General features: G+C 66.3%; 25 protein-coding genes. 16 read left to right on the forward strand and 9 right to left on the reverse strand.

Translation table 11 applies throughout. The features are described from left to right. Window positions 1-45: 45 nt before the first annotated feature. The 4 genes from ACG97_RS08995 to ACG97_RS09010 form a co-directional block, all read right to left on the reverse strand. A complete protein-coding gene (locus ACG97_RS08995) occupies window positions 46-1,965 on the reverse strand; it encodes a B12-binding domain-containing radical SAM protein (RefSeq protein ID WP_047967024.1) in 1,920 nt (639 codons plus the stop codon). Window positions 1,966-2,089: 124 nt separating this feature from the next. After that, window positions 2,090-4,486 carry a S8 family serine peptidase gene (locus tag ACG97_RS09000; protein WP_047967025.1) on the reverse strand — a complete coding sequence of 799 codons (2,397 nt, stop codon included), beginning with the start codon at window positions 4,484-4,486 and terminating at the stop codon, window positions 2,090-2,092. A gap of 519 nt (window positions 4,487-5,005) precedes the next feature. Further along, entirely contained in the window at window positions 5,006-5,335 is a 330-nt protein-coding gene (locus ACG97_RS09005; RefSeq protein WP_047967026.1) for a hypothetical protein, read from the reverse strand. A 222-nt stretch (window positions 5,336-5,557) separates the two neighbouring features. Then, window positions 5,558-6,253 carry a pirin family protein gene (locus ACG97_RS09010; RefSeq protein ID WP_047967027.1) on the reverse strand — a complete coding sequence of 232 codons (696 nt, stop codon included), beginning with the start codon at window positions 6,251-6,253 and terminating at the stop codon, window positions 5,558-5,560. A gap of 414 nt (window positions 6,254-6,667) precedes the next feature. Between ACG97_RS09010 and ACG97_RS09015 the strand changes: the two genes are divergently transcribed. Then, on the forward strand, window positions 6,668-6,994 hold the full coding sequence (locus ACG97_RS09015) for a hypothetical protein (protein WP_047967028.1): 327 nt from the start codon (window positions 6,668-6,670) through the stop codon (window positions 6,992-6,994). Window positions 6,995-7,272: 278 nt separating this feature from the next. Here the strand turns inward: ACG97_RS09015 and ACG97_RS09020 are convergent, their stop codons facing one another. Next, entirely contained in the window at window positions 7,273-8,973 is a 1,701-nt protein-coding gene (locus ACG97_RS09020; protein WP_202902729.1) for an AMP-binding protein, read from the reverse strand. A 132-nt stretch (window positions 8,974-9,105) separates the two neighbouring features. Here ACG97_RS09020 and ACG97_RS09025 point away from each other — a divergent pair, with 132 nt between their 5' ends. The 13 genes from ACG97_RS09025 to ACG97_RS09075 all read left to right on the forward strand — a co-directional run bounded on the left by ACG97_RS09025 (window position 9,106) and on the right by ACG97_RS09075 (window position 20,878). Beyond that, window positions 9,106-9,507 (forward strand): MerR family DNA-binding transcriptional regulator, encoded by a 402-nt coding sequence (locus ACG97_RS09025; RefSeq protein ID WP_047967030.1) that lies wholly within the window; start codon window positions 9,106-9,108, stop codon window positions 9,505-9,507. Window positions 9,508-9,686: 179 nt separating this feature from the next. Further along, the gene (locus tag ACG97_RS09030) at window positions 9,687-10,856 is read left to right on the forward strand and encodes an isovaleryl-CoA dehydrogenase (RefSeq protein ID WP_047967031.1); all 1,170 of its coding nucleotides are present in this window, start codon (window positions 9,687-9,689) and stop codon (window positions 10,854-10,856) included. 72 nt (window positions 10,857-10,928) lie between these two features. Further along, window positions 10,929-12,527: a carboxyl transferase domain-containing protein gene (locus ACG97_RS09035; protein ID WP_047967032.1), complete on the forward strand. Its 1,599-nt coding sequence runs from the start codon at window positions 10,929-10,931 to the stop codon at window positions 12,525-12,527. Window positions 12,528-12,650: 123 nt separating this feature from the next. Next, window positions 12,651-13,442, forward strand: a complete 792-nt coding sequence (locus ACG97_RS09040; protein ID WP_047967033.1) for an enoyl-CoA hydratase/isomerase family protein — start codon at window positions 12,651-12,653, stop codon at window positions 13,440-13,442. A gap of 149 nt (window positions 13,443-13,591) precedes the next feature. Continuing rightward, the gene (locus ACG97_RS18155) at window positions 13,592-13,723 is read left to right on the forward strand and encodes a hypothetical protein (protein ID WP_255348028.1); all 132 of its coding nucleotides are present in this window, start codon (window positions 13,592-13,594) and stop codon (window positions 13,721-13,723) included. After that, complete coding sequence (locus ACG97_RS18160; protein ID WP_255348029.1) at window positions 13,713-13,844, forward strand: hypothetical protein; 132 nt, start codon at window positions 13,713-13,715, stop codon at window positions 13,842-13,844. Before ACG97_RS18155 ends, ACG97_RS18160 begins: the two co-directional genes overlap by 11 nt. Further along, a complete protein-coding gene (locus ACG97_RS09045) occupies window positions 13,834-15,804 on the forward strand; it encodes an acetyl/propionyl/methylcrotonyl-CoA carboxylase subunit alpha (RefSeq protein ID WP_082133708.1) in 1,971 nt (656 codons plus the stop codon). The genes ACG97_RS18160 and ACG97_RS09045 overlap by 11 nt, the downstream gene beginning before the upstream one ends. A gap of 151 nt (window positions 15,805-15,955) precedes the next feature. Next, entirely contained in the window at window positions 15,956-16,849 is an 894-nt protein-coding gene (locus tag ACG97_RS09050) for a hydroxymethylglutaryl-CoA lyase (RefSeq protein ID WP_047967034.1), read from the forward strand. A 192-nt stretch (window positions 16,850-17,041) separates the two neighbouring features. Beyond that, window positions 17,042-18,109: a dTDP-glucose 4,6-dehydratase gene (gene rfbB, locus ACG97_RS09055; protein ID WP_047967035.1), complete on the forward strand. Its 1,068-nt coding sequence runs from the start codon at window positions 17,042-17,044 to the stop codon at window positions 18,107-18,109. Further along, complete coding sequence (gene rfbD / locus ACG97_RS09060) at window positions 18,106-19,017, forward strand: dTDP-4-dehydrorhamnose reductase (RefSeq protein WP_047967036.1); 912 nt, start codon at window positions 18,106-18,108, stop codon at window positions 19,015-19,017. Before rfbB ends, rfbD begins: the two co-directional genes overlap by 4 nt. After that, window positions 19,014-19,892, forward strand: coding sequence for a glucose-1-phosphate thymidylyltransferase RfbA (rfbA, locus tag ACG97_RS09065; protein ID WP_047967037.1), 879 nt, complete (start codon window positions 19,014-19,016; stop codon window positions 19,890-19,892). Before rfbD ends, rfbA begins: the two co-directional genes overlap by 4 nt. Continuing rightward, window positions 19,893-20,438 (forward strand): dTDP-4-dehydrorhamnose 3,5-epimerase, encoded by a 546-nt coding sequence (rfbC, locus tag ACG97_RS09070; RefSeq protein WP_047967038.1) that lies wholly within the window; start codon window positions 19,893-19,895, stop codon window positions 20,436-20,438. 101 nt (window positions 20,439-20,539) lie between these two features. After that, entirely contained in the window at window positions 20,540-20,878 is a 339-nt protein-coding gene (locus ACG97_RS09075; protein WP_047967039.1) for a DUF2249 domain-containing protein, read from the forward strand. Window positions 20,879-21,159: 281 nt separating this feature from the next. On the opposite strand, the gene ACG97_RS09080 is transcribed toward ACG97_RS09075, so the two are convergent. Together ACG97_RS09080 and ACG97_RS17600 are read right to left on the reverse strand one after the other, a co-directional pair. Beyond that, window positions 21,160-21,924: an IclR family transcriptional regulator gene (locus ACG97_RS09080; RefSeq protein ID WP_047967040.1), complete on the reverse strand. Its 765-nt coding sequence runs from the start codon at window positions 21,922-21,924 to the stop codon at window positions 21,160-21,162. A gap of 2 nt (window positions 21,925-21,926) precedes the next feature. Then, window positions 21,927-22,172, reverse strand: a complete 246-nt coding sequence (locus ACG97_RS17600; protein ID WP_156168005.1) for a hypothetical protein — start codon at window positions 22,170-22,172, stop codon at window positions 21,927-21,929. On the opposite strand from ACG97_RS17600, the gene ACG97_RS09085 reads away from it, so the two are divergent. Together ACG97_RS09085 and ACG97_RS09090 are read left to right on the forward strand one after the other, a co-directional pair. Beyond that, window positions 22,149-22,688 carry a VOC family protein gene (locus ACG97_RS09085; protein ID WP_047967041.1) on the forward strand — a complete coding sequence of 180 codons (540 nt, stop codon included), beginning with the start codon at window positions 22,149-22,151 and terminating at the stop codon, window positions 22,686-22,688. The genes ACG97_RS17600 and ACG97_RS09085 overlap by 24 nt on opposite strands. Before the next feature lie 194 nt (window positions 22,689-22,882). Beyond that, window positions 22,883-24,844 carry an acetoacetate--CoA ligase gene (locus ACG97_RS09090; RefSeq protein ID WP_047967042.1) on the forward strand — a complete coding sequence of 654 codons (1,962 nt, stop codon included), beginning with the start codon at window positions 22,883-22,885 and terminating at the stop codon, window positions 24,842-24,844. Between the two features lie 75 nt (window positions 24,845-24,919). On the opposite strand, the gene ACG97_RS09095 is transcribed toward ACG97_RS09090, so the two are convergent. Next, the gene (locus tag ACG97_RS09095) at window positions 24,920-26,566 is read right to left on the reverse strand and encodes a glycosyltransferase family 39 protein (protein ID WP_047967043.1); all 1,647 of its coding nucleotides are present in this window, start codon (window positions 26,564-26,566) and stop codon (window positions 24,920-24,922) included. A gap of 94 nt (window positions 26,567-26,660) precedes the next feature. Next, a complete protein-coding gene (gene rpmE / locus ACG97_RS09100) occupies window positions 26,661-26,876 on the reverse strand; it encodes a 50S ribosomal protein L31 (protein WP_047967044.1) in 216 nt (71 codons plus the stop codon). Between the last annotated feature and the right edge of the window lie 42 nt (window positions 26,877-26,918).

Consider the following 26,918-nt stretch of genomic DNA (forward strand, 5'->3'; position numbering starts at 1 on the left):
CAACCTTGGTGACAAGGTTGGCCGCAGTGTTTTGTGCCTGTCGGCTCAGCGCTGGCTGAACAGCGCCTTGCTGATGAAGTGGCGCGACACCCGCGTGCGCGGCACCTTGCTGTCGAACCACTCGCGCACGTCCGCCTCCAGCCCGATACCGTGCATGTAGTTGTAAAGCGCCTTGTTCAGCGCGCGGCCCATCGCGTCGTGGTCGGTGCCGGTCGGGTCGATGAAGCCGATGTCGTTCTTGGCGAAGGTCACCTCCGGCAGCGGGATCAGCTTGACGCCGTACTCCTCCGGGTTCTGCCCCACCGGCGAGTGCACGGTACAGGCGAAGCGGTGGAAGAAGCCGCTCTGAATGCAGCCATTCTCGAACAGCTGGCGCACGTATTCCAGCGCGTCCACCGTGTCCTGCACCGTCTGCGTCGGGAAGCCGTACATCAGGTAGGCGTGCACCAGCACGCCGGCCTCGGTAAAGCCCTGCGTCACCCGCGCCACCTGGTCCACCGACACGCCCTTCTTCATCAGCTTCAGCAGCCGGTCGGACGCCACCTCCAGCCCGCCGGAGATGGCGATGCAGCCGGATTCGGCCAGCAGCTGGCACAGCTCCGGGGTGAACGATTTCTCGAAGCGGATATTGCCCCACCACGAGATGCTGACATTGCGCCGCAACAGCTCCTCCGCCAGCGCGCGCAGCATCTTCGGCGGCGCCGCCTCGTCCACGAAGTGAAAGCCGGTCTGGCCGGTTTCCGCGATGATGGCCTCGATGCGATCCACCAGCGTGGCGGCGGACGCCGTCTCGTAGCGCGAGATGTAGTCCAGCGTCACGTCGCAGAAGCTGCACTTCTTCCAGTAGCAGCCGTGCGCCACGGTCAGCTTGTTCCAGCGCCCGTCGCTCCACAGCCGGTGCATCGGGTTGAGCATGTCCAGGAGCGACAGATACTTGTCGATCGGCAGCCCGTCCCAGGTTGGCGCGCCGACGTCCTCGAACGCGATGTCGCCTTCCATCATGTTGACGTAACGTACCGCATCGCCATCACGCACAAAGGTGCGCACCAGCCGGCTGACGCCACGCTGCCCCTGCAGGTGTTCCAGCAGCGCCAGGATCGGCTTCTCGCCGTCGTCCAGCGTCACGAAATCAAAGTAATCAAACACGCGCGGCTCGCGCAGCTCGCGCAGTTCGGTATTGGCAAAGCCGCCGCCCAGCGCGGTGCGGATCTGCGGCCAACGTTGCTTGATGGTCTGCGCGATGCGGAACGCGGCGTACACCGAGCCGGGGAACGGCACCGACAGCAGCACCAGATCCGGCTGGTGCTTTTCGATGGCGGCAAGGGTCAGCGCCTGCAGCGTGTCGTCCACCAGCGTCGGCGGCGCCGCCAGCGCAGCGGCCAGCGGCTCGAAGGTGGGCTGGCTCATCGCCAGCGATTCGGCGTAACGCACGAACTCGAAGCGCTCGTCCACCGCGTCACGCAGCACGTCGGACAGGTCATTCAGGTACAGCGTGGCCAGATGCCGCGCCCTATCCTGCGCCCCCAGCGCGCCGAACGCCCACGCCAGCGGATCGCCGCCGTCCGGATCATCCGGGTCAACATAGTTGTCCAGCGCGGCAAAACGTGCGCCCTCCGGCAGAAAGCCGCGGCTGCAGATGCGGTGGCTGACGGTGGAATCGCCGCCCTGCAAAAAGCGGATCACCGGGCCGATGGTGGCGAGATAGCGCTCGAAGAATTCGACGAAGTGGCGCACCTGATGGCTGCGCTTTTTCGGGGCGATGGCGTCGATGCGCTCGCGCACCGCCTTCAGGCCGGCCACCGAGAACAGCTGCAACACCAGCGCCAGCGCCAGGTCCTCCTGCACCGCGTCGATCTGGCGCGAGCGCAGAAAGCCGGTGATATAGGCGGTGGACGGGTAAGGCGTGTTCAGCTGCGTCATCGGCGGGATGATGGACAGCACGCGGGGTGAAGCATTGTGGGGCATGGCAAGGTTCCGGCTGCAAAACAAGGCGGGCAGCGCAGGGCTGCCCGTGATGCGGGGATTTTCTCATGAAACGGCAAGCGTGGGCAGCATTGCGGCCAACCTTGCGGCAGTGCACTGCCCGCCGCTAGCGCACGACCAGACCCACGCTCTGGCTGTGGCTCAGGCTGCCGCTGCTGCCGGTCACCTGCAGCTGATAGCTGCCAACCGGTGTGCTCTTGCCGGTCTTGACGGTCAGCGTGGACGAGCCGGCGCCGGTCACCGGATTGGGGCTGAAGCCGAAGGTGGCGCCGGCCGGCAGGTTGGAGACGCCGAGCGTGACGGCACCGCTAAAGCCGTTCAGCGGGCTGATGGTGGCGGTATAGCTGGCGCGGCCGCCACGCTTCACCGTGCGGCTGTTTGGTGACACCGCCAGCGCGAAGTCGGCGCTGGGCGCCGTCACCAGCAGCGTGGCCGTGCTGCTGCGACTCAGCCCACCACCGATGCCGCTGATCAGCAGCGGGTAACTGCCGGCCGCGGTATTGCTGCTGGTGGTCACGCTGAGGGTGGCAGAACCGGCACCGCCACTGAGCGGATCGGGGCTGAAGCTGCCGCTGGCACCAAGCGGCAAGCCGCTGACACCGAGATCGACACTGCTGCTGAAGCCCCCGGTGGCGGTGACGGTGGTGGTGTAGCTGGTGCTGCCGCCGCTGACCACGCTGCGGCTGGCCGGGGTGGTGCTCAGCGCAAAGTCGGGGCTGACCACCGCGGCGGCCAGCGGGCCGCGCGACAGGTCGAGCGCGAAGCTGCCGCCCCTGCCGTTATTGACGCTGTCCTGGGCGCCCCAGACCTCGATACGGTAGGTGCCGGCCACGGTCGGCATCGCATGCAGCGTTTCCTGGCGGCCGAGCGCCACCAGCGGCGCACGCGGCGCGGCGCAGTCCGCACCCTCGCCCATGCAGCCACTGGCCGACAGCAGCGTGCCGTCCGGCGCCAGCAGCCGGGCATCGAGATCCGGATCCCACTGGTAGGCAAAGCAGGAGCCGCCAAACTGCAGCACACACAGCGGCTGGCCGACGATGGTCACCGTGGCCGCCAGCGGCTGGCCCAGGTCGCTCTCGGCGAGGCTGAAACTGTGGCTCCACAGCTGATTGCTGCCGACACTGGCATCCACATGCACGGCGGTGGGCATCGCGGTGCGGACGCTGGCGGCGGCATTTTGTGCGCGGGCGACAAAGGCGTAGCCGTCGAGCAGACCGGCGCCCCACTCGTTATCCTTGCCGCTGGCGCCGCGATCCTGCGCGCTGCCCTCCAGCAGGCTGCGCACCTGCGCCGGATTGCCCTTCAGCGCCGGATTGGCCTCCAGCGCCAGTGCCACGGTGCCGGCGACAAACGGCGTCGCCATCGAGGTGCCGCTATAAACCACGTAGTCACCGGTGCTGCCGGACTTGGCCGCGGCAATGCGGTGCCCCGGGGCGCAGACATCGGGCTTGATGTAGCTGGTGGTGGCGTTCACCGTGATCGGGCCGCGACTGGAAAACGCCGTCAGGTACACTCCGTCGGAATGGTTGGCCGCAGTCGGCACCGCCGACCACTCGGCACAGGCGCCGACGGTGATCGCCCCCGCCGCCGCACCGGGCGAGCCGACGGTGCCGGGCTCGTCGCCGTCATTGCCGGCGGCCACCACCAGCACCTTGCCTGCAGCCACCGCGGCGTCCACCGCCTGGCTCATCGCATCCTTGCCGTCGGCCGGCGGCAACGCGGCCAGGCTCATGGAAATGACGTGCACCCCGGCCTGGGCGGCACACCACTGGATGCCGGCGACCACATTGCTTTCCGCCCCGCTGCCCTGCGCGTCGAGCACCTTGGCGGCGTACAGCGCGGCACCGCTGGCCACGCCCTGCAACGCCGTGGCCGAGGCGCCACCGCTACCATCGCCGGCGGCGATGGCGGCAACGTGGGTGCCGTGGCCGTTATCGTCGTAGGGCACGCTGCGGCCGGCGACATAGTCGATGAAGGCGGCGACCTTGCCGTTGTCCAGCTGCTCGTGCAGCGGATCGACGCCGGTATCGACGATACAGATGCCGACATTGCGCCCGCTCAGGCCGCTGGCCGCCAAGCCACGCGCGGCCTCGATGCCGAAGTCGGCGCGCGCGGCGTCGAGCTGGGTGCGCACCGTGGCGTCTTCCTCGATACGCAGCAGGCCCGGTGCGTGCAACAGCCCGCGGATCTGCGCCGCACTGAGGCGGCCGGCAAAACCGGGGATCAGCTTGAATTCATGACGCGGCACGAAGTTGCCCAGCGTCTGGAGTGCGGCGGCCGCCTGTGCCGGCTGCCGGAAGGTGACCACCACGTCGAAGCGCGCGTCCGGCGCCGCCGTGGCCAGCTGCTGCTGCAGGCTGTCACCGAGGCCGTCGCCGTCGCGGTCCGCCAGTACCGCCGGCGGCGCCAGCAACGGTGCCGCCGCAGTCGGCGCAAGCTTGGCCGCAGTGGCGAAGCACGGAAACAGCAAGGCCAGACAGCAAAGCAGGATCGAACGATGCATGGCATCCACCTTCGCGCCGGATCGCAGCCAGACCGTAACGGCCGCCGCCTCCCACGCCCAGTGCCGGTCACACCGCGGCCAGCACCGCCAACCGCGCACTGCGGTGGCGCGCCGGTACGGCGGCCGGTTTTGTTGCAACGGCGCGGCCGGTTGCCGCGCGCCAGACCGACCTTTCCGGCGGCAACACGGCCGGAAACGTCACCTCACCGTTATAGAAGGCCGCCGGCGAAAAACCCACAACCGCCACCGGCCGGCAACGAGAACACGATGAGGAAGATCATGGCGCCGCATGGTGGCGACGGCAGCAGCAAGCGCGCGAGGTGATTGAGCGGGGGCACGCGGCGATACGCGGGAGGCAAGTGACAGCCGGCACAGCAGGCCGCCACGCGGGAGACACGCGGGAGAATGGTGTGGATCAGACAAGAACACGGTGGTGGTGGCGGCCCGTATGCTGCCCAGCGGCGACGGTAGCGTGGCGCTAAAGCTGTCACTCCCGCAGCGGCAAGCTAGCGGCGACTATCACGCCGCGCCGTCGTCGTCACCGCGCCGGAAGCGCCGCAGCAAGGCCTGCCACTGCACGTCGCTGCCGCCTTCCGGCTGCTTCAGCCGCAGCAACTGCAGGTGCAGCAGCAGGTTTTCCAGCACCAGCCGCGCGGTGGACAGCAGGTAGATCAGCTGGCATTCCTCCGCCGAGGCGCTAGCCTGCAGTTGCTGGTCGCGCTGCAGCAGGTCGCTCAGTACCAGCCGCCGCAGCTGGTCTTCGTCCATCGGCAGGTCGGCAAAATCCAGCGGATCGCCCTGCTCCACTTCCTGCAGCAGCTGCAGCATTTCTTCCAGCCCCAGCTTCATGGCTCGTCCTCCCGGCTCCCTGACTTTGAGTGTAGCCAGTAAACACCGGCGCGCTGGCACGGGGCGACGGGCAGCCATGGCTGACGCGCCATGCCGTGCAGACAGCCGCGGCCGGTGCGTCAGCAGACCTTGCGGCCAACCTTGGCCGGCACACGAGCCGGAAAAACCCTGCGCCCCGCCCGGCTGGCCACGCAGACAGCGGCGGGCGGCGACTGCGCCGGCTCAGGCCAGATCGAACAGCAGCGCCTGCAGCGGCTCGCTGCCGTTGTTGCGCAGGGTGTAGGCCGGCAACTGGCTGACGCGGGCGCCATCGCCCGGCGCCAGTTGCACATCCGCCAGCTGCAGGCTGCCGCGGATCAGGTGCACATAGCTGCGGCGGCCGCTGGCCTGCGCGAAATCCAGCGCCTCGCCCGGCGCCAGCAGCAGCTGGTACAGGCGTGCGTCCTGGCGGATGGCGAGGCTGCCGGCGGCGCCGTCTGGCGAGGCTACCAGCGTCAGCCCCGGCTGCAGGCCGAAGTCCTTCTGCTGGTAGCCCGGTTCGCCGCCAGTCTCGCGCGGCTCGATCCAGATCTGCAGGAAGTACAGCGGCGCGTCGTTGCTGGCGTTGAACTCGCTGTGCATGATGCCGCGGCCGGCGCTCATCACCTGGAATTCGCCGGCGCGCAGCACCGCCTCGTTGCCGGTGGAATCGCGGTGGCGGATGGCGCCGTCGAGCACGTAGCTGATGATTTCCATGTCGCGGTGGCCGTGGGTGTCGAAGCCGGCGCGCGGTGCGACGCGGTCGTCGTTGATCACGCGCAGATCGGAAAAGCCCATGTGCGCCGGATCGTAGTAGTGGCCGAAGGAAAAGCTGTGGCGGCTCTGCAGCCAGCCAAAATCGGCCTTGCCGCGGGCGTGGGCGGGACGGATAGCAATCATATTCTGGCTCCTTGGATGTACGCTGACTGGCGGTTGCCAATCCCGATGCCGGCACTGTAGCGCCCGCGCCGCGCGCACCATAGCGGAAAAAACCGAGTGCCCGTTCAGGAAAACCGAACAAGGCCCAGACCGGTGCCCGCCAGGAAAAATGGCCAGCAGGGACGCCGTCCGGCGGCAAGCAACCAGGGCAAAACCGCGACAGCGACCACGCCGCATCGGCCGCCGCCGGTTGCAGGCGACCGGCGAGCGCAGCCGGCCATGGCCGCCGCCGTCACCCCGTCTGCCACCCGTCACGGCGACGCCACAGACCAGCCGGGCCGCCGGCGCGGGGCGTCCCAATTCGCGATCCAGCGGCTATAAAGCACTACGGGGTGCGGCATCGATGCGCCCGAAACCAATACGGAGGCAGAGACCATGGGTGACAAGATCAACGAACTGGTTGCCAGCTGGTGCAGCGGCACCGCCAGTGCCTATAGCTGCGACCTGCGCAGCTCCTCGGTGCGCAATGTGTCCGGCCCGGTGCCAGCAGCACTGGTGCGCGAGCTGGAAGCGCTGGCCCACCTGCGACAGCGCGACCCGGCGTGCATGGTCGGCGACCTGCTCGCCGCCGCCATCAGCGACGCGCTGGCCGCACTGCCGGACAATGTGCGCGCCCAACTGAAGGAAGATCGCATCGCCACCGCCCGTGCCGAAGCGGAAGAACAGCGCGAAGTGCTGAGCTGGCACGTGGGCGGCACCTAGCCGCTGGCGGCCGCCGGCCGGCAGCTGGTGAGCGCTTGGCCGCAGGCACACCGCTGCGGCTAAACTCGCCACCGACGACCGCGCTTGCCATCGGCGCCAGGGCACGCCAGGCACAAAGCAACGATCGCCACCACGCCGCGCGCCGGCCGGCGCGGGTAATCGCGACCGGCGAACAACGACGGTTGCGGCCAACGTTGGCCGCAAAAAAGAAACAGCCGTGGCGGTGGCGACACCGCACACGGCTGCTGCGGACTGGCGCCGCGCAGGGCGCCGGCGCGTCAGGCGGTCTTGGCTTCGTCCAGCCCCAGCTTGTCCTTCATCTGCTGCCGCATCATGAATTTCTGGATCTTGCCGGTGATGGTCATCGGGAAGGCATCGACGAATTCGATGTAGCGCGGGATCTTGTAGTGCGCGATCTGGCCGTCGCAGAAGGCGCGGATTTCTTCCACGGTGCAGCTTTCGCCGTCGCGCAGCCGTATCCACGCGCACAGCTCCTCGCCGTACTTGGCGTCCGGCACGCCGACCACCTGCACGTCCTGCACCTTGGGATGGCGATACAGGAATTCCTCGATCTCGCGCGGGTAGATGTTCTCGCCGCCGCGGATCACCATGTCCTTCACACGGCCGACGATATTGCAGTAGCCGTCGGCGTCCAGCACCGCGAGGTCGCCGGTGTGCATCCAGCCGGCGGCGTCGATCGCCTCCCGCGTTTTCTCCTCGTCGTCCCAGTAGCCGAGCATCACCGAATAGCCGCGGGTCAGCAGCTCGCCGGTTTCGCCGCGCGGCACGATGCGGCCCTCGATGTCGACGATCTTGACCTCCACGTGCGGATGGATGCGGCCCACGGTGGCCACTTTTTTCGCCACCGGGGTATCGGTCGCGCTCTGGAAGCTGACCGGGCTGGTCTCGGTCATTCCGTAGGCGATGGTGACCTCGGCCATGTGCATCTGCGCCACCACCCGCTCCATCACCGAGATCGGGCACGGGCTGCCGGCCATGATGCCGGTGCGCAGTGCGGACAGGTCGAATTCGGAGAAGCGCGGGTGATCCAGCACCGCGATGAACATGGTCGGCACGCCGTGCAGCGCGGTGCACTTCTCCTCCGCCACCGTCTGCAGCACCGCCAGCGGCTCGAACGCTTCCGACGGGAACACCATCGCCGCACCATGGGTGAGGCAGGCCAGCACCCCCAGCACCATGCCGAAGCAGTGGTAGAGCGGCACCGGGATGCACAGCCGGTCGTGCTCGGTGAGGCGCATCGCCTCGCCGACGAAAAAGCCGTTGTTGAGGATGTTGTGGTGGGTGAGCGTGGCGCCTTTCGGGCTGCCGGTGGTGCCGGAGGTGAACTGGATATTGATGGCGTCGTCGAACTGCAGCGCGTCGCCGATTGCGGCCAACGTTTGCCGCTCTGCCGCCGTCGGCTCGGCCAGCAAGGCCGGGAAGTTGAGCATACCCGCCGTCGCCTCTTCGCCGAGGCGAATCACCCAGCGCAGCGCCGGCAGCTTCGCCGCCTGCAATTCGCCCGGCCGGCTGGCGGCCAGCTCCGGCGCGAGGTCGTTCACCATCGCCAGGTAGTCGCTGCTCTTGAAGCTCGGCGCCAGCACCAGCGCGCGGCAATCGACCTTGTTCAGCGCATATTCCAGCTCGCTGCGGCGATAGGCGGGATTGATGTTGACCAGCACCAGCCCGGCCTTGGCGGTGGCGAACTGCATCAGCAGCCACTCGCTGTTGTTCTGCGACCAGATGCCGATGCGCTCGCCCGTCTGCAGCCCCAACCGGCGCAGGCCGCAGGCGAGGCGCTCGACCTGCTCCTGCAGCTCGGCGTAACGCCAGCGTATGCCCTGGTGACGCACGATCAGCGCGTCACGCTCGGCAAAACGGCGGCAGGCGTCGTCAAAAAACTGGCCGATGGTCTGGCCGATCAGCGGCTTGTCACCGGTGCCGTGCACATAACTGGGTAGAGCGGACATCGACGTCATGGTGTGTTCTCCGTTGCATTGTGCTGTTATCGCTTTGCCACAAACTTACTATTACGTTAACGTAAACTCAAGCCTTGTCGCGGCAAGGCCGGCAAAAAACGCTACAATCGCGCCAGACCAACAGGAACCATCATGAGCGAAGAACGCCTTTTCACCATTTCCGACCTGGCACGGGATTTTGACATCACCCTGCGCACCATCCGCTTCTACGAGGAACAGGGCCTGATCGAGCCGCAGCGCGAAGGCCGCCAGCGCCTGTTTACCCACCGCGACCGCGCACGGCTGAAGCTGATCCTGCGCGGCAAGCGCATCGGCCTCGCGCTGTCCGAGATCCGCGAGATTCTCGACCTGTACGAACTGGCGCGCGACGAGGCCAGCCAGTCGCTGAAGCTGCTGCAGCTGTTGTCCGAGCGCAAGAAGCAACTGGAAGAACAGCGCAACGATATCGACGCGGTGTTGTCCGAGATCGTGGTGCTGGAAGGCCACTGCCGCCAGGTGATCGACACCATGACCGGCAAGGACGCCACAGCCTGAGGCTTTCCCGCCATCCTGACGGATGGTTTCGTCACTTTGTATTGACGTTAACGTAAGCGTAATTCAAGATTAAGTCATGCCGCAGCGCAGATGGCGCAATCGCCACCATCCGCTACAACACAGAGATAGCCGCCACGAGATGCCAACGGCACCGGGCAGTTCGCACAAAGGAGAGAGACATGTACAGCAGCTTGCGCTTTGCCCACGGTGACACCTACGACATGCTGCGCGAAACGGTGCGCGACTTCGCCCAGAGCGAGATCGCCCCGCGCGCCGCCGACATCGACCGCGACAACCTGTTCCCGGCCGACCTGTGGCAGAAATTCGGCGATCTCGGCCTGCTCGGCATCACCGTGTCGGAAGAGTACGGCGGCGCCAACATGGGCTACCTCGCGCACATGATCGCGATGGAAGAAATTTCCCGCGCCAGCGCCTCGGTGGCCCTCTCCTACGGCGCGCACTCCAATCTGTGCGTGAACCAGATCTACAAGAATGGCAACGACGAGCAGAAACGCAAGTACCTGCCCAAGCTGATTTCCGGCGAACACGTCGGCGCGCTGGCGATGTCCGAGCCGAATGCCGGCTCCGACGTGGTGAGCATGAAACTGCGTGCCGACAAGGTGGCCGGCGGTTACAAGCTCAACGGCAGCAAGATGTGGATCACCAACGGCGGCGACGCCGACACCCTGGTGGCGTACGCCAAGACCGACGTCAGTGCCGGCGCCAAGGGCATCACCGCCTTCATCATCGAGAAGGGCTTTGCCGGCTTCAGCCACGGCAGCAAGCTGGACAAGCTGGGCATGCGCGGCTCCAACACCTACCCGATCTTCTTTGACGACTGCTTCGTGCCGGAAGCCAACGTGCTGGGCGGCGAAGGCAACGGCGTCAAGGTGCTGATGAGCGGCCTCGACTTCGAACGCGCGGTGCTGTCCGCCGGCCCGCTGGGCATCATGCAGGCGTGCATGGACGTGACCGTGCCCTACCTGAACGACCGCAAGCAGTTCGGCCAGGCCATCGGCGACTTCCAGCTGATGCAGGGCAAGCTGGCCGACATGTACGTCAAGCTGTCCGCCAGCCGCGCCTACGTCTACGCCGTCGGCCAGGCGCTGGACCGTGGCGAATCCGGGCGCCAGACGCGCAAGGACGCCGCCGGCGCCATCCTGTACGCCGCCGAAGCGGCGACGCAGATGGCGCTGGACGCCATCCAGTGTCTGGGCGGCAACGGCTACATCAACGAATACCCGACCGGCCGCCTGCTGCGCGACGCCAAGCTGTACGAGATCGGCGCCGGCACCAGCGAAATCCGCCGCTGGCTGATCGGCCGCGAACTGATGGCCGAGACCCGCTAAGCCCGGCCCGCCACGTCCAAGCGGTGCAGCCAACCTTGCCGCACCTTGTTCCGTACCGATAGAGGCGCAACCATGCCCATCATCGAATCCAAGCTCTCCCCCCGCGCCGCCGACTTCCAGGCCAATGCCGACAAGATGCGCGCGCTGGTGGCCGACCTGAAAGAAAAAGTCGCCAAGGCCGCGCTAGGCGGCGGCGACAAGGCGCGCGAGAAACACGTGGCCCGCGGCAAGCTGTTGCCGCGCGAGCGCATCAACCTGCTGCTGGACCCCGGCTCGCCGTTCCTGGAGCTGTCGCAGCTGGCCGCCTACGGCATGTATGGCGACGACGCCCCCGGCGCCAGCGTCATCACCGGGGTTGGCCGCATTTCCGGCATCGAGTGCCTGGTCATCGCCAACGACGCCACCGTCAAGGGCGGCACCTACTACCCGATGACGGTGAAGAAGCACCTGCGCGCGCAGGAAATCGCCCGCGAAAACCGCCTGCCCTGCGTCTACCTGGTCGATTCCGGCGGCGCCTTCCTGCCGCTGCAGGACGAGGTGTTCCCCGATCGCGACCACTTCGGCCGCATCTTCTACAACCAGGCCAAGCTGTCTGCCGACGGCATCCCGCAGATCGCGGTGGTGATGGGCAGCTGCACCGCCGGCGGTGCCTACGTGCCGGCAATGAGCGACGAGACGGTGATCGTCAAAGACCAGGGCACCATCTTCCTCGGCGGTCCACCGCTGGTGAAGGCAGCGACCGGCGAAGTAGTGACCGCGGAAGAGCTGGGCGGCGGCGACGTGCATACCAGAATATCTGGCGTCGCCGACCACCTGGCGCAGAACGACGCCCATGCGCTGGCCATCGCCCGCCGCATCGTGTCCGACCTCAACTGGCAGAAACAGGGCACGCTCGACCGCATCGACCCGCGCCCGCCGCGCTACGGCGCCGAGGAGATCTACGGCGTGATCCCGGCCGACGCGAAAAAGCCGTTCGACGTGCGCGAGATCATCGCGCGGCTGGTCGACAACTCCGACTTCGACGAATTCAAGCAGAACTACGGTACGACGCTGGTGACGGGTTTTGCGCGTCTCAACGGTTACCGCGTCGGCATCATCGCCAACAACGGCATTCTGTTCTCCGAGTCGGCACTCAAGGGTGCGCACTTCGTGGAGCTGTGCTGCCAGCGCGGCATTCCGCTGGTGTTCCTGCAGAACATCACCGGCTTCATGGTCGGCAAGAAGTACGAAAACGGCGGCATCGCCAAGGACGGCGCCAAGCTGGTCACCGCGGTGGCCTGCGCCAGCGTGCCCAAGTTCACGGTGCTGATCGGCGGAAGCTTCGGCGCCGGCAACTACGGCATGTGCGGCCGCGCCTACTCGCCGCGCTTCCTGTGGATGTGGCCGAACAGCCGCATCTCGGTAATGGGCGGCGAACAGGCCGCCGGCGTGCTGGCGCAGGTGAAGAAGGAACAGCTGGGCGACGCCTTCACGCCAGAGCAGGAAGAAGCGCTGAAAGCGCCGGTGCGCGAACAGTACGAGCAGCAGGGCCACCCCTACTACGCCAGTGCGCGACTGTGGGACGACGGCGTGATCGACCCGGCGCAAACGCGCGAGGTGTTGAGCCTGGCGCTGGAAGCGACACTGTCGGCGCCGGTGGAAAAAACACGCTTTGGCGTGTTCCGCATGTGATGTTTTCGCCACGACAAACCGCAGGCACGGATGGCGGCGGCGGAACGGACGCTGCCAGCCAGGCAACGCCTGCTGCCGTGTTTTGCCGCGGGTGACGTGGCAAATAAAAGAAAGGGTTTTCCAATGACTTACAGCACCTTGGAAATCGAACGCGCCGGTCAGGTCGCCACCGTGTGGATGAACCGCCCGGAGCTGCACAATGCGATGAACGAGCACCTGATCGCCGATCTCACCGCCGCCTTCCGCATCCTGAACGAGGATGCCGGCGTGCGCGTGATCGTGCTGGCCGGCCGCGGCAAGAGCTTCTCCGCCGGCGCCGATCTGGACTGGATGCGCCGCGCCGCCGGTTACAGCGAGGCACAGAACCTCGACGACGCGCGCAAGCTGGCGGCGATGCTCAAGGGCATCTACCGCAGCAAGAAGCCGGTGATCGCGCGCATCCACGGCGCGGCGATGGCCGGCGGCACCGGGCTCACCGCGGTGTGCGACATCGCCATCGCCACCGACGCCGCCAAATTCGCGCTGACCGAAGTGCGCCTCGGCCTGATCCCGGCCACCATCGGCCCCTATGTCGCCGATGCCATCGGCCAGCGCCAGGCACGACGCTACTTCCTGACCGCCGAGCGCATCGACGCCGCCACCGCCGAGCGCATCGGCCTGGTGCACGAGGTGGTGCCGGCCGAGGCGCTGGATACGCGCGTCGCCGAAGTGGCCGCCGAGCTGGTCCGTGGCGGCCCGCACGCGCTGACCGCCGCCAAGGAGTTGCTGGCCGACCTGCGCCAGGGCTCGCCGCTGGACGACACGCTGCTGGACGACACCGCGCACACCATCGCCGCCACCCGCGTCACCGACGAGGCGCGCGAAGGCCTGGCTGCCTTCTTCGACAAGCGCCCGCCACAGTGGATCAAGGACTGACCACCCCGCCCTTGCGGCCAACCTTTGACCTTGGCCGCAAGCAACCCCGGGTAGGCAAAACACTGCGTCCCACCGGCAAATTTGAACGGGTGGATTCCGCCGCTTAGTCCTCTCTGCAGCGAACAGACAAGAAAAGGGAAAGCTCCCATATGTTCACCAAGATCCTCATCGCCAACCGTGGCGACCAGCAGCCGCAAGGCTGCGCAGCTGCGCAGCAAAACTGCCTGACGGCACGCCAGTGCCGCGGCGAGTTCGCCACGGGAGAGCACCATGTTCACTAAAATCCTCATCGCCAACCGTGGCGACCAGCAGCCGCAAGGCTGCGCAGCTGCGCAGCAAAATCGCCTGGCGGCACGCATGTGCCGCGGCGAGTTCGCCACGGGAGACCACCATGTTTACTAAGATCCTCATCGCCAACCGTGGCGAAATCGCCTGCCGCGTGATCAAGACCGCCCGCGCCATGGGCATCCGCACCGTGGCGGTGTATTCCGATGCCGACGCCAGCGCCCGCTTCGTCAAACTGGCGGACGAAGCCTACCGCCTGGGGCCGGCGCCGGCCGCCGAGTCCTACCTCAAGGCCGGGCTGATCCTCGATATTGCCAAACAAAGCGGCGCGCAGGCGGTGCATCCGGGCTACGGCTTCCTGTCGGAAAACGAAGACTTTGCTGCCGCCTGCGAAGCCGCCGGCATCGCCTTCATCGGCCCGCCGGCCAGCGCCATTGCCGCCATGGGCAGCAAATCCGCCGCCAAGGCGTTGATGGAAAAAGCCAACGTGCCACTGGTGCCGGGCTATCACGGAGACAATCAGGATGAACTGTTCCTGAAGACCGAAGCCGACAAGATGGGCTACCCGGTGCTGATCAAGGCCAGTGCCGGCGGCGGTGGCAAGGGCATGCGCATCGTGGAGCGCAGTGACGACTTTATCGCCGCACTGGCCAGCTGCCAGCGCGAGGCGCGCGCCAGCTTCGGCGACGACAAGGTACTGGTAGAGAAATACCTGACCCGTCCGCGTCACGTGGAGATCCAGGTGTTTGCCGACAGTCTGGGCGGCTGCGTCTACCTGTTCGAACGCGACTGCTCGGTGCAGCGCCGCCACCAGAAAGTGCTGGAAGAAGCCCCGGCACCGCACCTGCCGGCGGCAACCCGCCAGGCGATGGGCGAGGCGGCGGTAGCTGCTGCGCGCGCCGTCGGCTATGTCGGCGCCGGCACCGTGGAATTCATCATGGACGTGGAGTCGGGGCAGTTCTACTTCATGGAAATGAACACCCGCTTGCAGGTGGAGCATCCGGTCACCGAGATGATCACCGACCAGGATCTGGTGGCGTGGCAGCTGAAAGTGGCCAGCGGCCAGCCGCTGCCGCTGCAACAGCAGCAGCTGGCGATCCACGGCCACAGCATCGAGGCACGCATCTACGCCGAAGACCCGGACAAGGGCTTCCTGCCGGCCACCGGCACGCTGGTGCACCTGCAGCCGCCGGCGGAGAACGCCCACGTGCGCGTCGATACCGGCGTGCTGGAGGGCGATACCATTTCGCCGTTTTACGACCCGATGATCGCCAAGCTGATCGTGTGGGGCGAAACGCGCGAAGCGGCGCTGCAGCAGCTGGACGCGGCGCTGGCCGCCTACCAGGTGGTGGGCGTCACCACCAATATCCGCTTCCTGCGCCGCATTGCCGCCAACCCGGCGTTTGCCAGCGGCGACGTGGATACCGGCCTGATCGCCCGTTACCACGACAGCCTGCTGCCCGCCCCCGCCGCACCGAACAGCGAACAGCTGGCGCTGCTGGCGGTGGGCGAAACGTTGGCCGCAGCCAGCGACGACAACCATGCCTTCGGCGCGCTGCAAGGCTGGCGCCTGAACAGCACACTGGAGCGTCGCCTCGGCTTTGCCCACGGCGACAGCCGCATCGAGGTGCTGCTGCGCCAGCAACAACAGGAGCAGCAGCTGGTCAGCGTCAACGGCAGCGACATCCCGCTGCGCGCCAGCCTGCAGGGCAAGCAGCTTACGGCCAACCTGGGCGGCAAGCAGATCAGCGCCACACTGGTACGCCACGGCGCGCAGCGCGTGCTGTTTGCCGACGGCGAGCGCATTGCCGTGGACTACCTCGATCCTTACGCCTATGAAGAAGCAGGCGTGCACGGCGAAACCCACATGAAGGCGCCGATGCCGGGCCGCGTGGTGGCGCTGCTGGCCGAAGCCGGCACCCGCGTGGCCAAGGGTGAACCGTTGCTGATTCTGGAAGCGATGAAGATGGAACACACCATTACCGCGCCGGCCGACGGCAAGGTGCTGGCGTTCTACTTTGCCGCCGGCGAGCAGGTCAGCGACGGCGACGAGCTGGTGGATTTCGAGGCGGACTGATTGTTTATTTGCCACAGAACCCACGGAAAGCACGGAAAGAAAAGCGGCCCGCCAAGCATCCGGCAGGCCAAAACGTCCTGCGCTCATGGTCAGACATCACAGGCTGACGGGTGCTTTTCTGTGGATTCCGTGGCAAAGAAAGAGGCTCTATATGACCCACGTAAAAATCGTCGAAGTCGGCCCGCGCGACGGGCTGCAGAATGAAAAGCACAGTATCAGCCTGGCTACCAAGCTGGAGCTGATTGAAAGGTTGGCCGCAGCCGGCTTGCGCACTATCGAGGCCGGCGCCTTCGTGTCGCCCAAGTGGGTGCCGCAGATGGCCGACAGCCTGCAGGTGCTGCAGGCGCTGAACCTGAACGCCGGCATCGACTACCCGGTGCTGGTGCCCAACGACAAGGGGCTGGATGCGGCGCTGGAAGCCGGCGTGCGCGAGATCGCGGTGTTCGGCGCCGCGAGCGAAGCGTTCAGCCACAAGAACATCAACGCCAGCATCGCCGAGAGCCTGCTGCGCTTCGAATCGGTGATGAAGCGGGCGCAGGCGGCAAACATCAAGGTGCGCGGCTATGTGTCCTGCGTGCTGGGCTGCCCGTACGAAGGCGACATCGCCCCGTACAAGGTGGCCGAAGTGGCGCGTGCGCTGTACAACATGGGCTGCTACGAAATCTCGCTGGGCGACACCATAGGCGTGGGCACCCCCAACAAGGTGACCGCGATGCTGGATGCGGTGACAGAGGTAGTACCGGTGACCAAGCTGGCCGGCCATTTCCACGATACCTACGGCATGGCCATCGCCAATATCCACACCGCGCTGCAGGCCGGCGTGCGCACCTTCGACAGCTCGGTCGCCGGGCTGGGCGGCTGCCCGTACGCCAAGGGCGCCTCCGGCAACGTGGCCACCGAAGACGTGGTCTACCTGCTGCACGGGCTGGGTTATCACACCGGGGTGGATCTGGAGCAGCTGGCCGATACCGCCTGGTTCATTGCCGAGGCACTGGTGCGCGAGCCTGGCTCCAAGTACGCCAAGGCGCGCGGCCTGCGCAGCTGAGTCCTTGCCGTTTACGCGGCCAGCCGGCGGTCAACGGTCGCCGGCTGGCCGTTGTGCTTTGCCGCCGCCGGCGTTATAGCGGCGGCTCGTGTTACGCCGCCAAGGCAAGTACAATCCGGCAACAAGCAGTGCCATGGCGGCGCGCCGCCGCACTGCGACCTTCCCGACCGACTTCCGCAAGCAAAGAGCAACATGACCATTCTGGTAACCGGTGGTGCCGGCTTTATCGGCGGCAATTTCGTGCTGGACTGGCTGGCCGGCAGTGACGAGCCGGTCGTCAACCTGGACAAGCTGAGCTACGCCGGCAACCTGCAAACGCTGACCAGCCTGCAAGGCGACGACCGGCACCGCTTCGTTCACGGCGATATCGGCGATCGCGAGCTGCTGGGCCGCCTGCTGGCCGAACACCAGCCGCGCGCGGTGATCAACTTTGCCGCCGAGAGCCACGTCGACCGCTCCATCCACGGTCCGGGCGACTTCATCGACACCAACATCGTCGGCACGTTCAAGCTGCTGGAAGCGGTACGCGGCTATTGGGACGACTTCCCTGCCGCAGACAAGAGCGCCTTCCGCTTCCTGCACGTCTCCACCGACGAAGTCTACGGCACCTTGGCCGCAGAGGACGCACCGTTCGCCGAAGATCACCGCTACCAGCCGAACAGCCCGTACTCCGCCAGCAAGGCCGCGTCCGACCATCTGGTACGGGCCTGGCACCACAGCTACGGCCTGCCGGTACTGACCACCCATTGCAGCAACAACTACGGCCCCTACCAGTTCCCGGAAAAACTGATCCCGCTGGTCATCCTCAATGCACTGGCCGGCAAGCCGCTGCCGATCTACGGCGACGGCCGGCAGATACGCGACTGGCTGTACGTCAAGGACCACTGCGCCGCCCTCCGCCGCGTACTGGACGCCGGAACCGCCGGTGAAACCTACAACGTCGGCGGCTGGAACGAGAAAGCCAACCTCGATGTGGTCCGCACCATCTGCCGCCTGCTGGACGAATTGCGTCCGCGTGCCGACGGCAAAGTCTACGCCGAGCAGATCACCCATGTGCAAGACCGCCCCGGCCACGACCGCCGCTACGCGATCGACGCACGCAAGCTGGAACGCGAGCTGGGCTGGAAACCGGCCGAAACCTTCGACTCCGGCATCCGCAAGACCGTCCAGTGGTATCTGGACAACCAGGACTGGGTCGAGGGCGTCAGCAGCGGCCACTACCGCGACTGGCTGACCCGGCAATACGGAGGCCAGTCATGAGCTACCCGGCAAAAATCCTGATCACCGGCGGCAGCGGCCAGGTCGGCTTCGAGCTCAAGCGCGCGCTGGCGCTGCACGGGGTACTGAGCTGCCCCGGCCGCCAACAATTCGATCTGGCGGCACCGCACACCCTCAGCGCGACGCTAGACGCCTTGCAGCCCGACATCATTGTCAATGCCGCGGCCTATACCGCGGTCGATCAGGCCGAGGACGAGATCGCGCTGGCCCATGCCGTCAACGCCGCCGCACCGGCGCAACTGGCGCAGTGGGCGGCACAGCACAACGCGCTGCTGGTGCACTACTCCAGCGACTACGTGTTCGACGGCAGCAAGTTCGGCGCCTGGCTGGAAGACGACAGCGCCAATCCGCAATCGGTGTATGGCCGCAGCAAATGGCTGGGCGAACAGGCCATCCGCGACAGCGGCTGCCGCCACTACATCCTGCGCAGCTCGTGGGTGGCCGGCGTCTATGGCCAGAATTTCCTGAAAACCATGCTCAGGCTGGCCGCAACCCGCGACCGCCTGGCCGTGGTCGACGACCAGTTTGGCGCCCCGACCCCGGCCAGCCTGCTGGCGGACGTGTGCGCGCTGTTGCTGCCGCACTACGCCAACTACCCTGACAGCACCAGCTACGGCACCTACCACCTTGCCGCCAGCGGCCGCACCAGCTGGCACGACTACGCCGCCCACGTCATCGCGCTGGCCCGCGATGCAGGCTGGACGCTGATGCTGCCGCCGGACGGCCTGCACGCGGTCAGCAGCGACGAGTACCCGCAGCGGGCCACGCGGCCGGCCAATTCCGTGCTCGACTGCAGCAAGCTGCGGCTGACCTTCGGCCTGCAGCTGCCGTCATGGCAGGAAGGCGTGGCGCAGCTGTTCCAGACCCTCGATAACGCAAGAAAACCATGAACCGTAAAGGCATCATCCTCGCCGGTGGCGCCAATAGCCGCCTGTACCCGGCCACCCTGGCGGTCAGCAAGCAGCTGCTGCCGGTCTACGACAAGCCGCTGATCTACTACCCGCTGACCACGCTGTTGCTGGCCGGCATCCGCGACATCCTGATCATTTCCACGCCACAGGACACGCCGCGCTTCCAGCAACTGCTGGGCGACGGCAGCCAGTGGGGCATCCGGCTGCAGTACACGGTACAGCCCAGCCCGGACGGCCTGGCGCAGGCCTTCATCCTCGGCGAGTCCTTCCTCGCCGGGGCGCCGTCGGCACTGGTGCTGGGCGACAATATTTTCTACGGCGCCGAGCTGGCCAGCCAGCTGCAGCGCACCGCGGCGCAGGCACAGGGCGCCACCGTGTTCGCCTATCGCGTCAACGACCCGGAGCGCTACGGCGTGGTCGAGTTTGATGGCGCAGGCCAGGCCATCAGCATCGAAGAGAAACCGGCGCGGCCCAAGTCCCATTACGCCGTCACCGGCCTGTATTTCTACGACGCGCAGGTGGTCGACATCGCCAAGTCGATCAAGCCGTCGCCGCGCGGCGAGCTGGAGATCACCGACGTCAATGCCGCCTACCTCGCACGCGGCACGCTCACAGTCGAGACCATGGGCCGCGGCTACGCCTGGCTGGATACCGGCACCCATGACTCGCTGCTGGAGGCCAGCCAGTTCATCGCCACCCTCGAAAAACGCCAGGGCCTGAAGGTGGCCTGTCCGGAAGAAGTGGCGTGGCGCATGGGCTACATCGACGACGGCCAGCTGCAAAGGTTGGCCGCACCGCTGGCCAAGACCGGTTACGGTCGCTACCTGCTGCAATTGCTGCAAGAAGGGTGCTGAATGAGCCTGTTCCGCGAAACCGGCCTGTCCGGCCTGTGGCTGATCGAACCCCGCATCCATGGTGACGAGCGCGGCTTTTTCTACGAGAGCTTTCACCAGCAGCAATTCGATGCCGCCATCGGCCGCCACGTCGAGTTCGTGCAGGACAACCACTCCCGCTCCAGCCGCGGCGTGCTGCGCGGCCTGCACTACCAGCTGCCGCCGCAGGCGCAAGGCAAGCTGGTGCGCTGTGTGGCCGGCGAGGTATTCGATGTCGTCGTCGATCTGCGCCGCGACTCCGCCACCTTCGGCCACCATTACGGCACCCTGCTGTCGGCGGCCAACCATCGCCAGCTGTGGATTCCGGAAGGTTTCGCCCACGGTTTTGTCACGCTGAGCGAACACGCCGAACTGCTGTACAAAACCACCGCCTACTGGAGCCCGCAGCACGAGCGCGCGCTGCGCTGGGATGACCCGCAACTGGCGATTGCCTGGCCGCTGCGCGACGGCCTGCAGCTGTCGGACAGGGATCGCGCCGCGCCGCTGCTGGCCGACGCCGAATACTGAACGCCGAATACCGAACCCTCGGCGCCGGCGCTTATTTTGCCTCAAGGAAAGCGGCGCGGCGGGTGCGTAAGCTGGGCACTGTTACAGACAGGAGTCCATCCATGCACACCCACACCTCTGATTTGTCGGTTTTCCCTTTTGATGCGCGCGGCGTGGCCAAGCGTTTCCGCCATGCCGCCATTTTTGGCGCGCTGGAATCGCTGAACCACGGCGAGCGCATGCGCTTCGTCAACGACCACGACCCGCTGCCACTGCTCGGCCAGATCGAGCAGCGCTACGGTGGCCAGGTGCTGATCAACTACGTGGAGCGCTCGCCGCAACAGGTCGTCATCGACTTCACCATCCATGTCGCCGACAGCGAGCCGGCACCGGCCCAGGCGCCGGCAGCCCAGCAAGGCGGTTGTGGTGGCGGCGGCGGTTGCGGCTGCTCCGGCGGCTAAGAACGTGTTCACGATCTCGCGAGCTAGAGCGGGACAAGGCGAAAACGACTGAGGAAGCGGCGTTTCTCCAGATACAAACAAGCATTCGAAGCCGTTTTCAGCGCCGTATCGCCCATCGATATCAGCCGCAGCAGATCGTGAACAGGTTCTAAGCAATACGGCAATGGGCTGGCATCTGCCAGCCCGTTTTGCTTTTTGTGAGCGCCGCACCTGCTGCGCCGGCGTCGCGACGACAGTGAATGCCTGAGGCGCTGGCTGGCCCCCACCTGCGGCACCACGACTCAGCCGCGATAACCAATCTGTGCAGAGATGTCGGCCGCCGTGCTGCGCAGCCGTTGCGCGATCACCCCGTTCCAGTCCGAGGCGAAGGTCGCCGCCGGCCCCAGCGTGGTCATCACCAGCGCCAGCTGGCCGGCGTGATCGAACACCGGCACGCTGAAGGCATTGATGCCGGGCAAGGGGTAGCCCACCGCCCGCGCCATGCCGCGCTCGCGCACCCGCTGCAGCGCCGACTGGAACGCGGCCTGCTCCTCGATACCAGCCTGCCGCGCCGCCATTTCACTGGCGATCATCTCCTCGGTCAGCCGCGGCGGCAGGTAGGCGGCAAACACCTTGCCGGTTGCCGAATCCAGCAGCGACATCACCGTGCCGGTCCGCATATTGATGTGCACCACGCGATTGCACTCCTGGATCCGCACCACGGTCGGGCCGTGATTGCCCCACACCGCCAGCGCCACGTTCTGCTGGATGTCCAGCGACAGCGCCGCCGCGCGTTCGGTGGCGATCTTGACCGCGTCCAGCTCGTGCAACGCCACCAGCCCCATCTGCAAGGCAAACGGCCCCAGCTTGTACAGGCCGCTGCCCGCGTCCTGCTCGATCAGCCCCAGCTTGCCAAAACTCACCAGGTAGGGATGCGCCTTCGCCGCCGGCATGCCGGCCTCGCCGGCCAGGTCCTTCAGCATCATCGGCGCTCCATGGCGCACCAGCGTCTGCAGCAGGCTGCCGCCCACCTCGATTGATTGGATTCCGCGCCGGTCTTTTTCCATCGTTACCCCGTCTTGCCCGCTGGCATGGTCAGTGTTGTTGAAACGGCGGCAATTCTAGCATTTTCGCCACGCCAGCAACGGCGATAATATTTGTTATTATCGAACAAATTGACCAATAACGAATTAATGGTTAACTTGCCAGCATCGCCACTGACCGCCACCGCGATCAGTGCCAGACTGAAATCAGCGCCGCACCACGGCCACCGCTCACGGAGAGAACCATCATGCTGATCAAGAAAATTCACCATGTCGCCTATCGCTGCAAGGACGCCAAGGAAACGGTGGAGTGGTACGTGAAACACCTCGACATGAAGTTCGTGCTGGCAATCGCCGAAAACGAGGTGCCGTCCACCAAGGCGCCGGACCCGTACATGCACGTGTTCCTCGACGCCGGCCAAGGCAACATCCTCGCCTTCTTCGAGCTGCCGACACGGCCGCCGATGGACCGCGACCAGAACACGCCCAACTGGGTGCAGCATCTGGCCATGGAAGTGGACTCGCTGGACACCCTGCTCGCCACCAAGGCACGGCTGCAGGCCGCCGGCATCGACGTGATCGGCCCCACCGACCACACCATCTTCAAGTCGATCTACTTCTTCGACCCCAACGGCCACCGCCTGGAGCTGGCCTGCAATACCGGCACGCCGAAGATGATGCAGATGCTGGACGAGGTGAAGTGGGACATGCTCAACGAATGGGCAGAAACGCGCAAAGCACCGCAACACGCGCGCTGGATGCACGACGGCAGCTACACGGAAGACTGAGCCACCACACTTGCGGCCAACCTTGCCCAAGGTTGGCCGCAACACGCCGCAGCCGGCCACACGCGGCACAGATCGCGCGGCCGGCAGCCTATACCGCAGGCATGGCTGTGCAGTAAACTGGCCGACAAACAGCTTTCATAATAAAGAACGACACCCTTGAGCGACCCCACACGCTTCCTGAGGAGAGACTTGATATGCACGCAGCAGACCATCCGATCTGGCAGCCGTCACCGGCCCGCCTGAGCGCGACCCACCTGACCGCCTTTACCCGGCTGGCGGAAACGCTGGACAACCAGCGCTATCCCGACTATTCCAGCCTGTGGCACGCCAGCATCGCGCGCCCGGAACGCTTCTGGAGCCAGCTGTGGGATTACGCCGGGGTGATCGGTGACAAGGGCAGCGTGGCGCTGGAAGACAAGGACGGCATGCGCGCCGCGCGTTTCTTCCCGCAGTCCGCGCTCAACTACGCGGAAAACCTGTTGCGCCGCCGCGATGACACGCTGGCGATGGTGTTCTGGGGCGAGGACAAGGTCAAACGCGAGCTGACCTGGTGGGAGCTGTCCGATCTGGTGTCGCGCCTGCAACAGGCGATGCTGGCGCACGGCATTGCCGAAGGCGACCGCGTCGCCGGCTACATGCCGAACATGCCGGAGACGGTGGCCGCGATGCTGGCCGCCAGCAGCCTCGGCGCGGTGTGGACCAGCTGCTCGCCGGACTTCGGCACCGACGGCGCGCTGGACCGCTTCGGCCAGACCGCGCCACGCCTGCTGTTCTGCCCGGACGGCTACTGGTACAACGGCAAGCAGGTCGACATCAGCGAGAAGATGCAGATCATCGCCAGCGGCCTGCCGTCGGTGGAAAAAGTGATCGTGGTGCCCTACCTGGAGCGCGCCGACGCCTTCGCGGAAACGGTGCCCAAGGCCGTCACCCTCGAGCGCTTCGTCGACAGCTTTGTCGCCAGCGAGCTGCTGTTCCGCCGCGTCGGCTTCAACCACCCGCTGTTCATCCTCTATTCCAGCGGCACCACCGGCAAGCCGAAATGCATCGTGCACGGCCACGGCGGCACCCTGCTGCAACACCTGAAGGAGCACCAGCTGCACGCCGACGTGCACGCCGGCGACCGCCTGTTCTACTTCACCACCTGCGGCTGGATGATGTGGAACTGGCTGGTATCCGGCCTCGCCAGCGGCGCCACGCTGATGCTGTTCGACGGCTCGCCGTTCGCCAAGGGCGGCCACATCCTGTGGCAATACGCCGAAGCCTATCGCTGCGCGCAGTTCGGCACCTCGGCCAAGTACATCGACGGTCTGCGCAAGATCGACCTGCAGCCGAAGCGCGACTACGACCTCAGCTGCCTGCGCGCGGTGTTCTCCACCGGCTCGCCGCTGGTGGCGGAAAGCTTCGACTGGGTCTACGACGCGATCAAGGACGACATCAACCTCGCCTCCATTTCCGGCGGCACCGACATCGTGTCCTGCTTCGCGCTGGGTTGCGCCAGCCTGCCGGTCTACCGCGGCGAGCTGCAGTGCCGCGGCCTGGGCATGGCGGTGGAGATCTGGAACGACGCCGGCCAGCCGGTACAGGGCGAAAAGGGCGAGCTGGTGTGCACCAAACCGTTCCCGTCGATGCCGGTCGGCTTCTGGGGCGACGCGGACGGCGAGAAGTACCGCAAGGCCTACTTCGAGCGTTTCGACAATGTGTGGTGTCACGGCGACTACGCCGAGCTGACCGAGCACGACGGCATGATCATCTACGGTCGCTCCGACGCGGTGCTCAATCCCGGCGGCGTGCGCATCGGCACCGCCGAGATCTACCGCCAGGTGGAAACCTTCGACGCGGTGCTGGACAGCATCGTCGTCGGCCAGCGCTGGCTGGACGACGAGCGCGTGGTGCTGTTCGTCAAGCTGCGCGACGGCTGCGAGCTGGACAAGACGCTGCAGGCCGCCATCCGCGACAAGATCAAGAACGGCGCCAGCCCGCGCCACGTGCCGGCCAAGATCATCGCCGTCGCCGACATTCCGAAGACCATCAGCGGCAAGATCGTCGAACTGGCGGTGAAGAACGTGATCCACGGCCTGCCGGTAACCAACCTCACCGCCCTGGCCAACCCGGAGGCGCTGCAGCTGTTTGTCGACCTGCCCGAGCTGCAGAGCTAGCGCCTGCGGCCAGCGTTGGCCGCAACCGCATGCAAAACGCCACCGTCAGGTGGCGTTTTTGTTGGCGGCGAGCGCTTACGGCAGGCGCTGCCACAGCACGAACTGCTCGCGCTTGTCGCGGGCACGGTTGCCACTCCAGCGCACCTGCCAGCCCGGCAGCGGCGGCGTATCGACACGACGATCGCGCACCATCAGCAACAGGTTGCAGGCCGGCGCGGCCCCGTCGGCCACCGGCTGCAGGCGCAGGCCGGCGTAATAGCCCCAGCTGATGCGCGCCAGCTGCTGGCTGGCCGATACCGACACGCAGTGCTCGCTGGCCGGCATCGCCCGCATCATGCCCTGCACCACCGGCTGGTAGCTCTTGGCGGCATCGAGGAAGGGCAGCCACAGCGTCATCAGCAGCCCCCACAGCAGCGCCAGTCCGGCGGCCCAGTTGGTCACCGCCTGGCGGCCGCGCAGATGGCGCCGCGTCACCGCCCAGCCCCACAGCGCGGTGGCGACCAGCGCCAGCAGCAGCGCCAGCCACGATACCTGCGGCTCATAGTAGGGACTGAAATAGCTGGCGCGCTCCGCCAGCTTGGCCGGCCAGCCGAAGTTCATCGCCGCCCAGCCCAGCCACACCAGCAGCGAGAACAGGCCGAACGCCATCAGGCCGAACCAGTTGAGGAAGGCGGCGGCGCCACGGCGCAGGCTGTCCAGCTCCACCGCCGCCAGCACCGCCAGCGGCAGCAACAGCGGCATCGCGTCCTCGGTATGGCTGCGATTGGAGAAGGTCAGCAGCAGCAGGATCACCGCGAAGAACAGCAGCGGCAACTGCAGCAGCGGCAACTCGTAGCGGCGGTTCTTCCACAGCGTCCACGCCGCCAGCGGCCACGCCGGCCAGGCGTACCACAGCATCAGCTTCGGGTAGTAGCCGAACTCGTGGAACAGGCCAAGGCCGCCAAAGCCGTCCAGTGGCCCCAGCGCGTGGAACTGCCACCAGGCGTGGAATACCGCCGGCGCGCCGCGATACAGTGCCAGCGGCCACAGTGCCGCCAGCGGCAAGGCGAACAGCAGCGCCATCAACAGCGTGATGGCGTAGCCCTTGTTGCGCCAGCTGACGAAGGCCGGCAGCATCAGCGCCACGCTCCACACCAGCAGCACCGGCAACAGGCTGGTGGCCAGAAACAGCACCACCGTCGCCGCGCCGAGGATGGCACCAGCCAGCGCCGGCGCCCGCCGCGTCAGCACCAGCGCGTACAGCGCCGCGGCAAAACCGGCAAAGCCGGCCACCACCGGGTTCATCTCGTGGCCGGTGACGATCAGCCCCAAGCAGCCGATCAGGATCAGCACCACGCTGCGGCCATGACGGCGGCCGATCAGCTCGCGGCCGACACCGCCGGCAAAGGCGAGGCCGATGGCCATGAACAGCGGCGTCGCCAGCCGCGCCGCATCATGCAGCGGCAGCAACCACGGTGACAGCAGCCGCGCGAACAGGGTTGCCACCCAGTAATACAGCGGCGCGCTGTCGAGATACGCCTGGCCGTCGATCGCCGGCAGCCACCACGGGCCACCGGCCAGCATGTGCTGCACCACGGCGGTGACGTAGGGTTCGTCCGGCTTCCACGGCGTGTGCCCCACAATGCCCGGCCACAACCAGACAAAGGTCAGCAACAACAATAGCCACGGCTTTTCAGTGGCGGCAGGCAGGCGGGACTGGGAGGAGTCGCTATAGGTCAGCATGGGACAGCCGTACTCGGACAATGGGCTTCAGGATAAACCGGAACAACAAAAAAGGCAGCCGTGGCTGCCTTTTTCCGGACTGCTGCAAGCGTAATTAGCGCTTGAAGAAGCTGCCGAACTTCTGGTTGAAGCGGTCAACACGGCCAGCGGTGTCAACAATCTTCTGTTTGCCAGTGTAGAACGGGTGGCACTCGGAGCACACTTCGATGTGGAAGGCGTCTTTGGCCATGGTGGACTTGGTGGCAAAGGTGTTGCCGCAAGAGCAAGTCACGTTAACTTCTTTGTAGTTCGGCTGGATGTCAGCTTGCATGTTCGGTTTCCTTTTCAATCGGGCGCAGGGGTTTTGCCTGCG

The organism is Vogesella sp. EB (assembly GCF_001037925.1).
GTDB classification, from domain to species: domain Bacteria; phylum Pseudomonadota; class Gammaproteobacteria; order Burkholderiales; family Chromobacteriaceae; genus Vogesella; species Vogesella indigofera.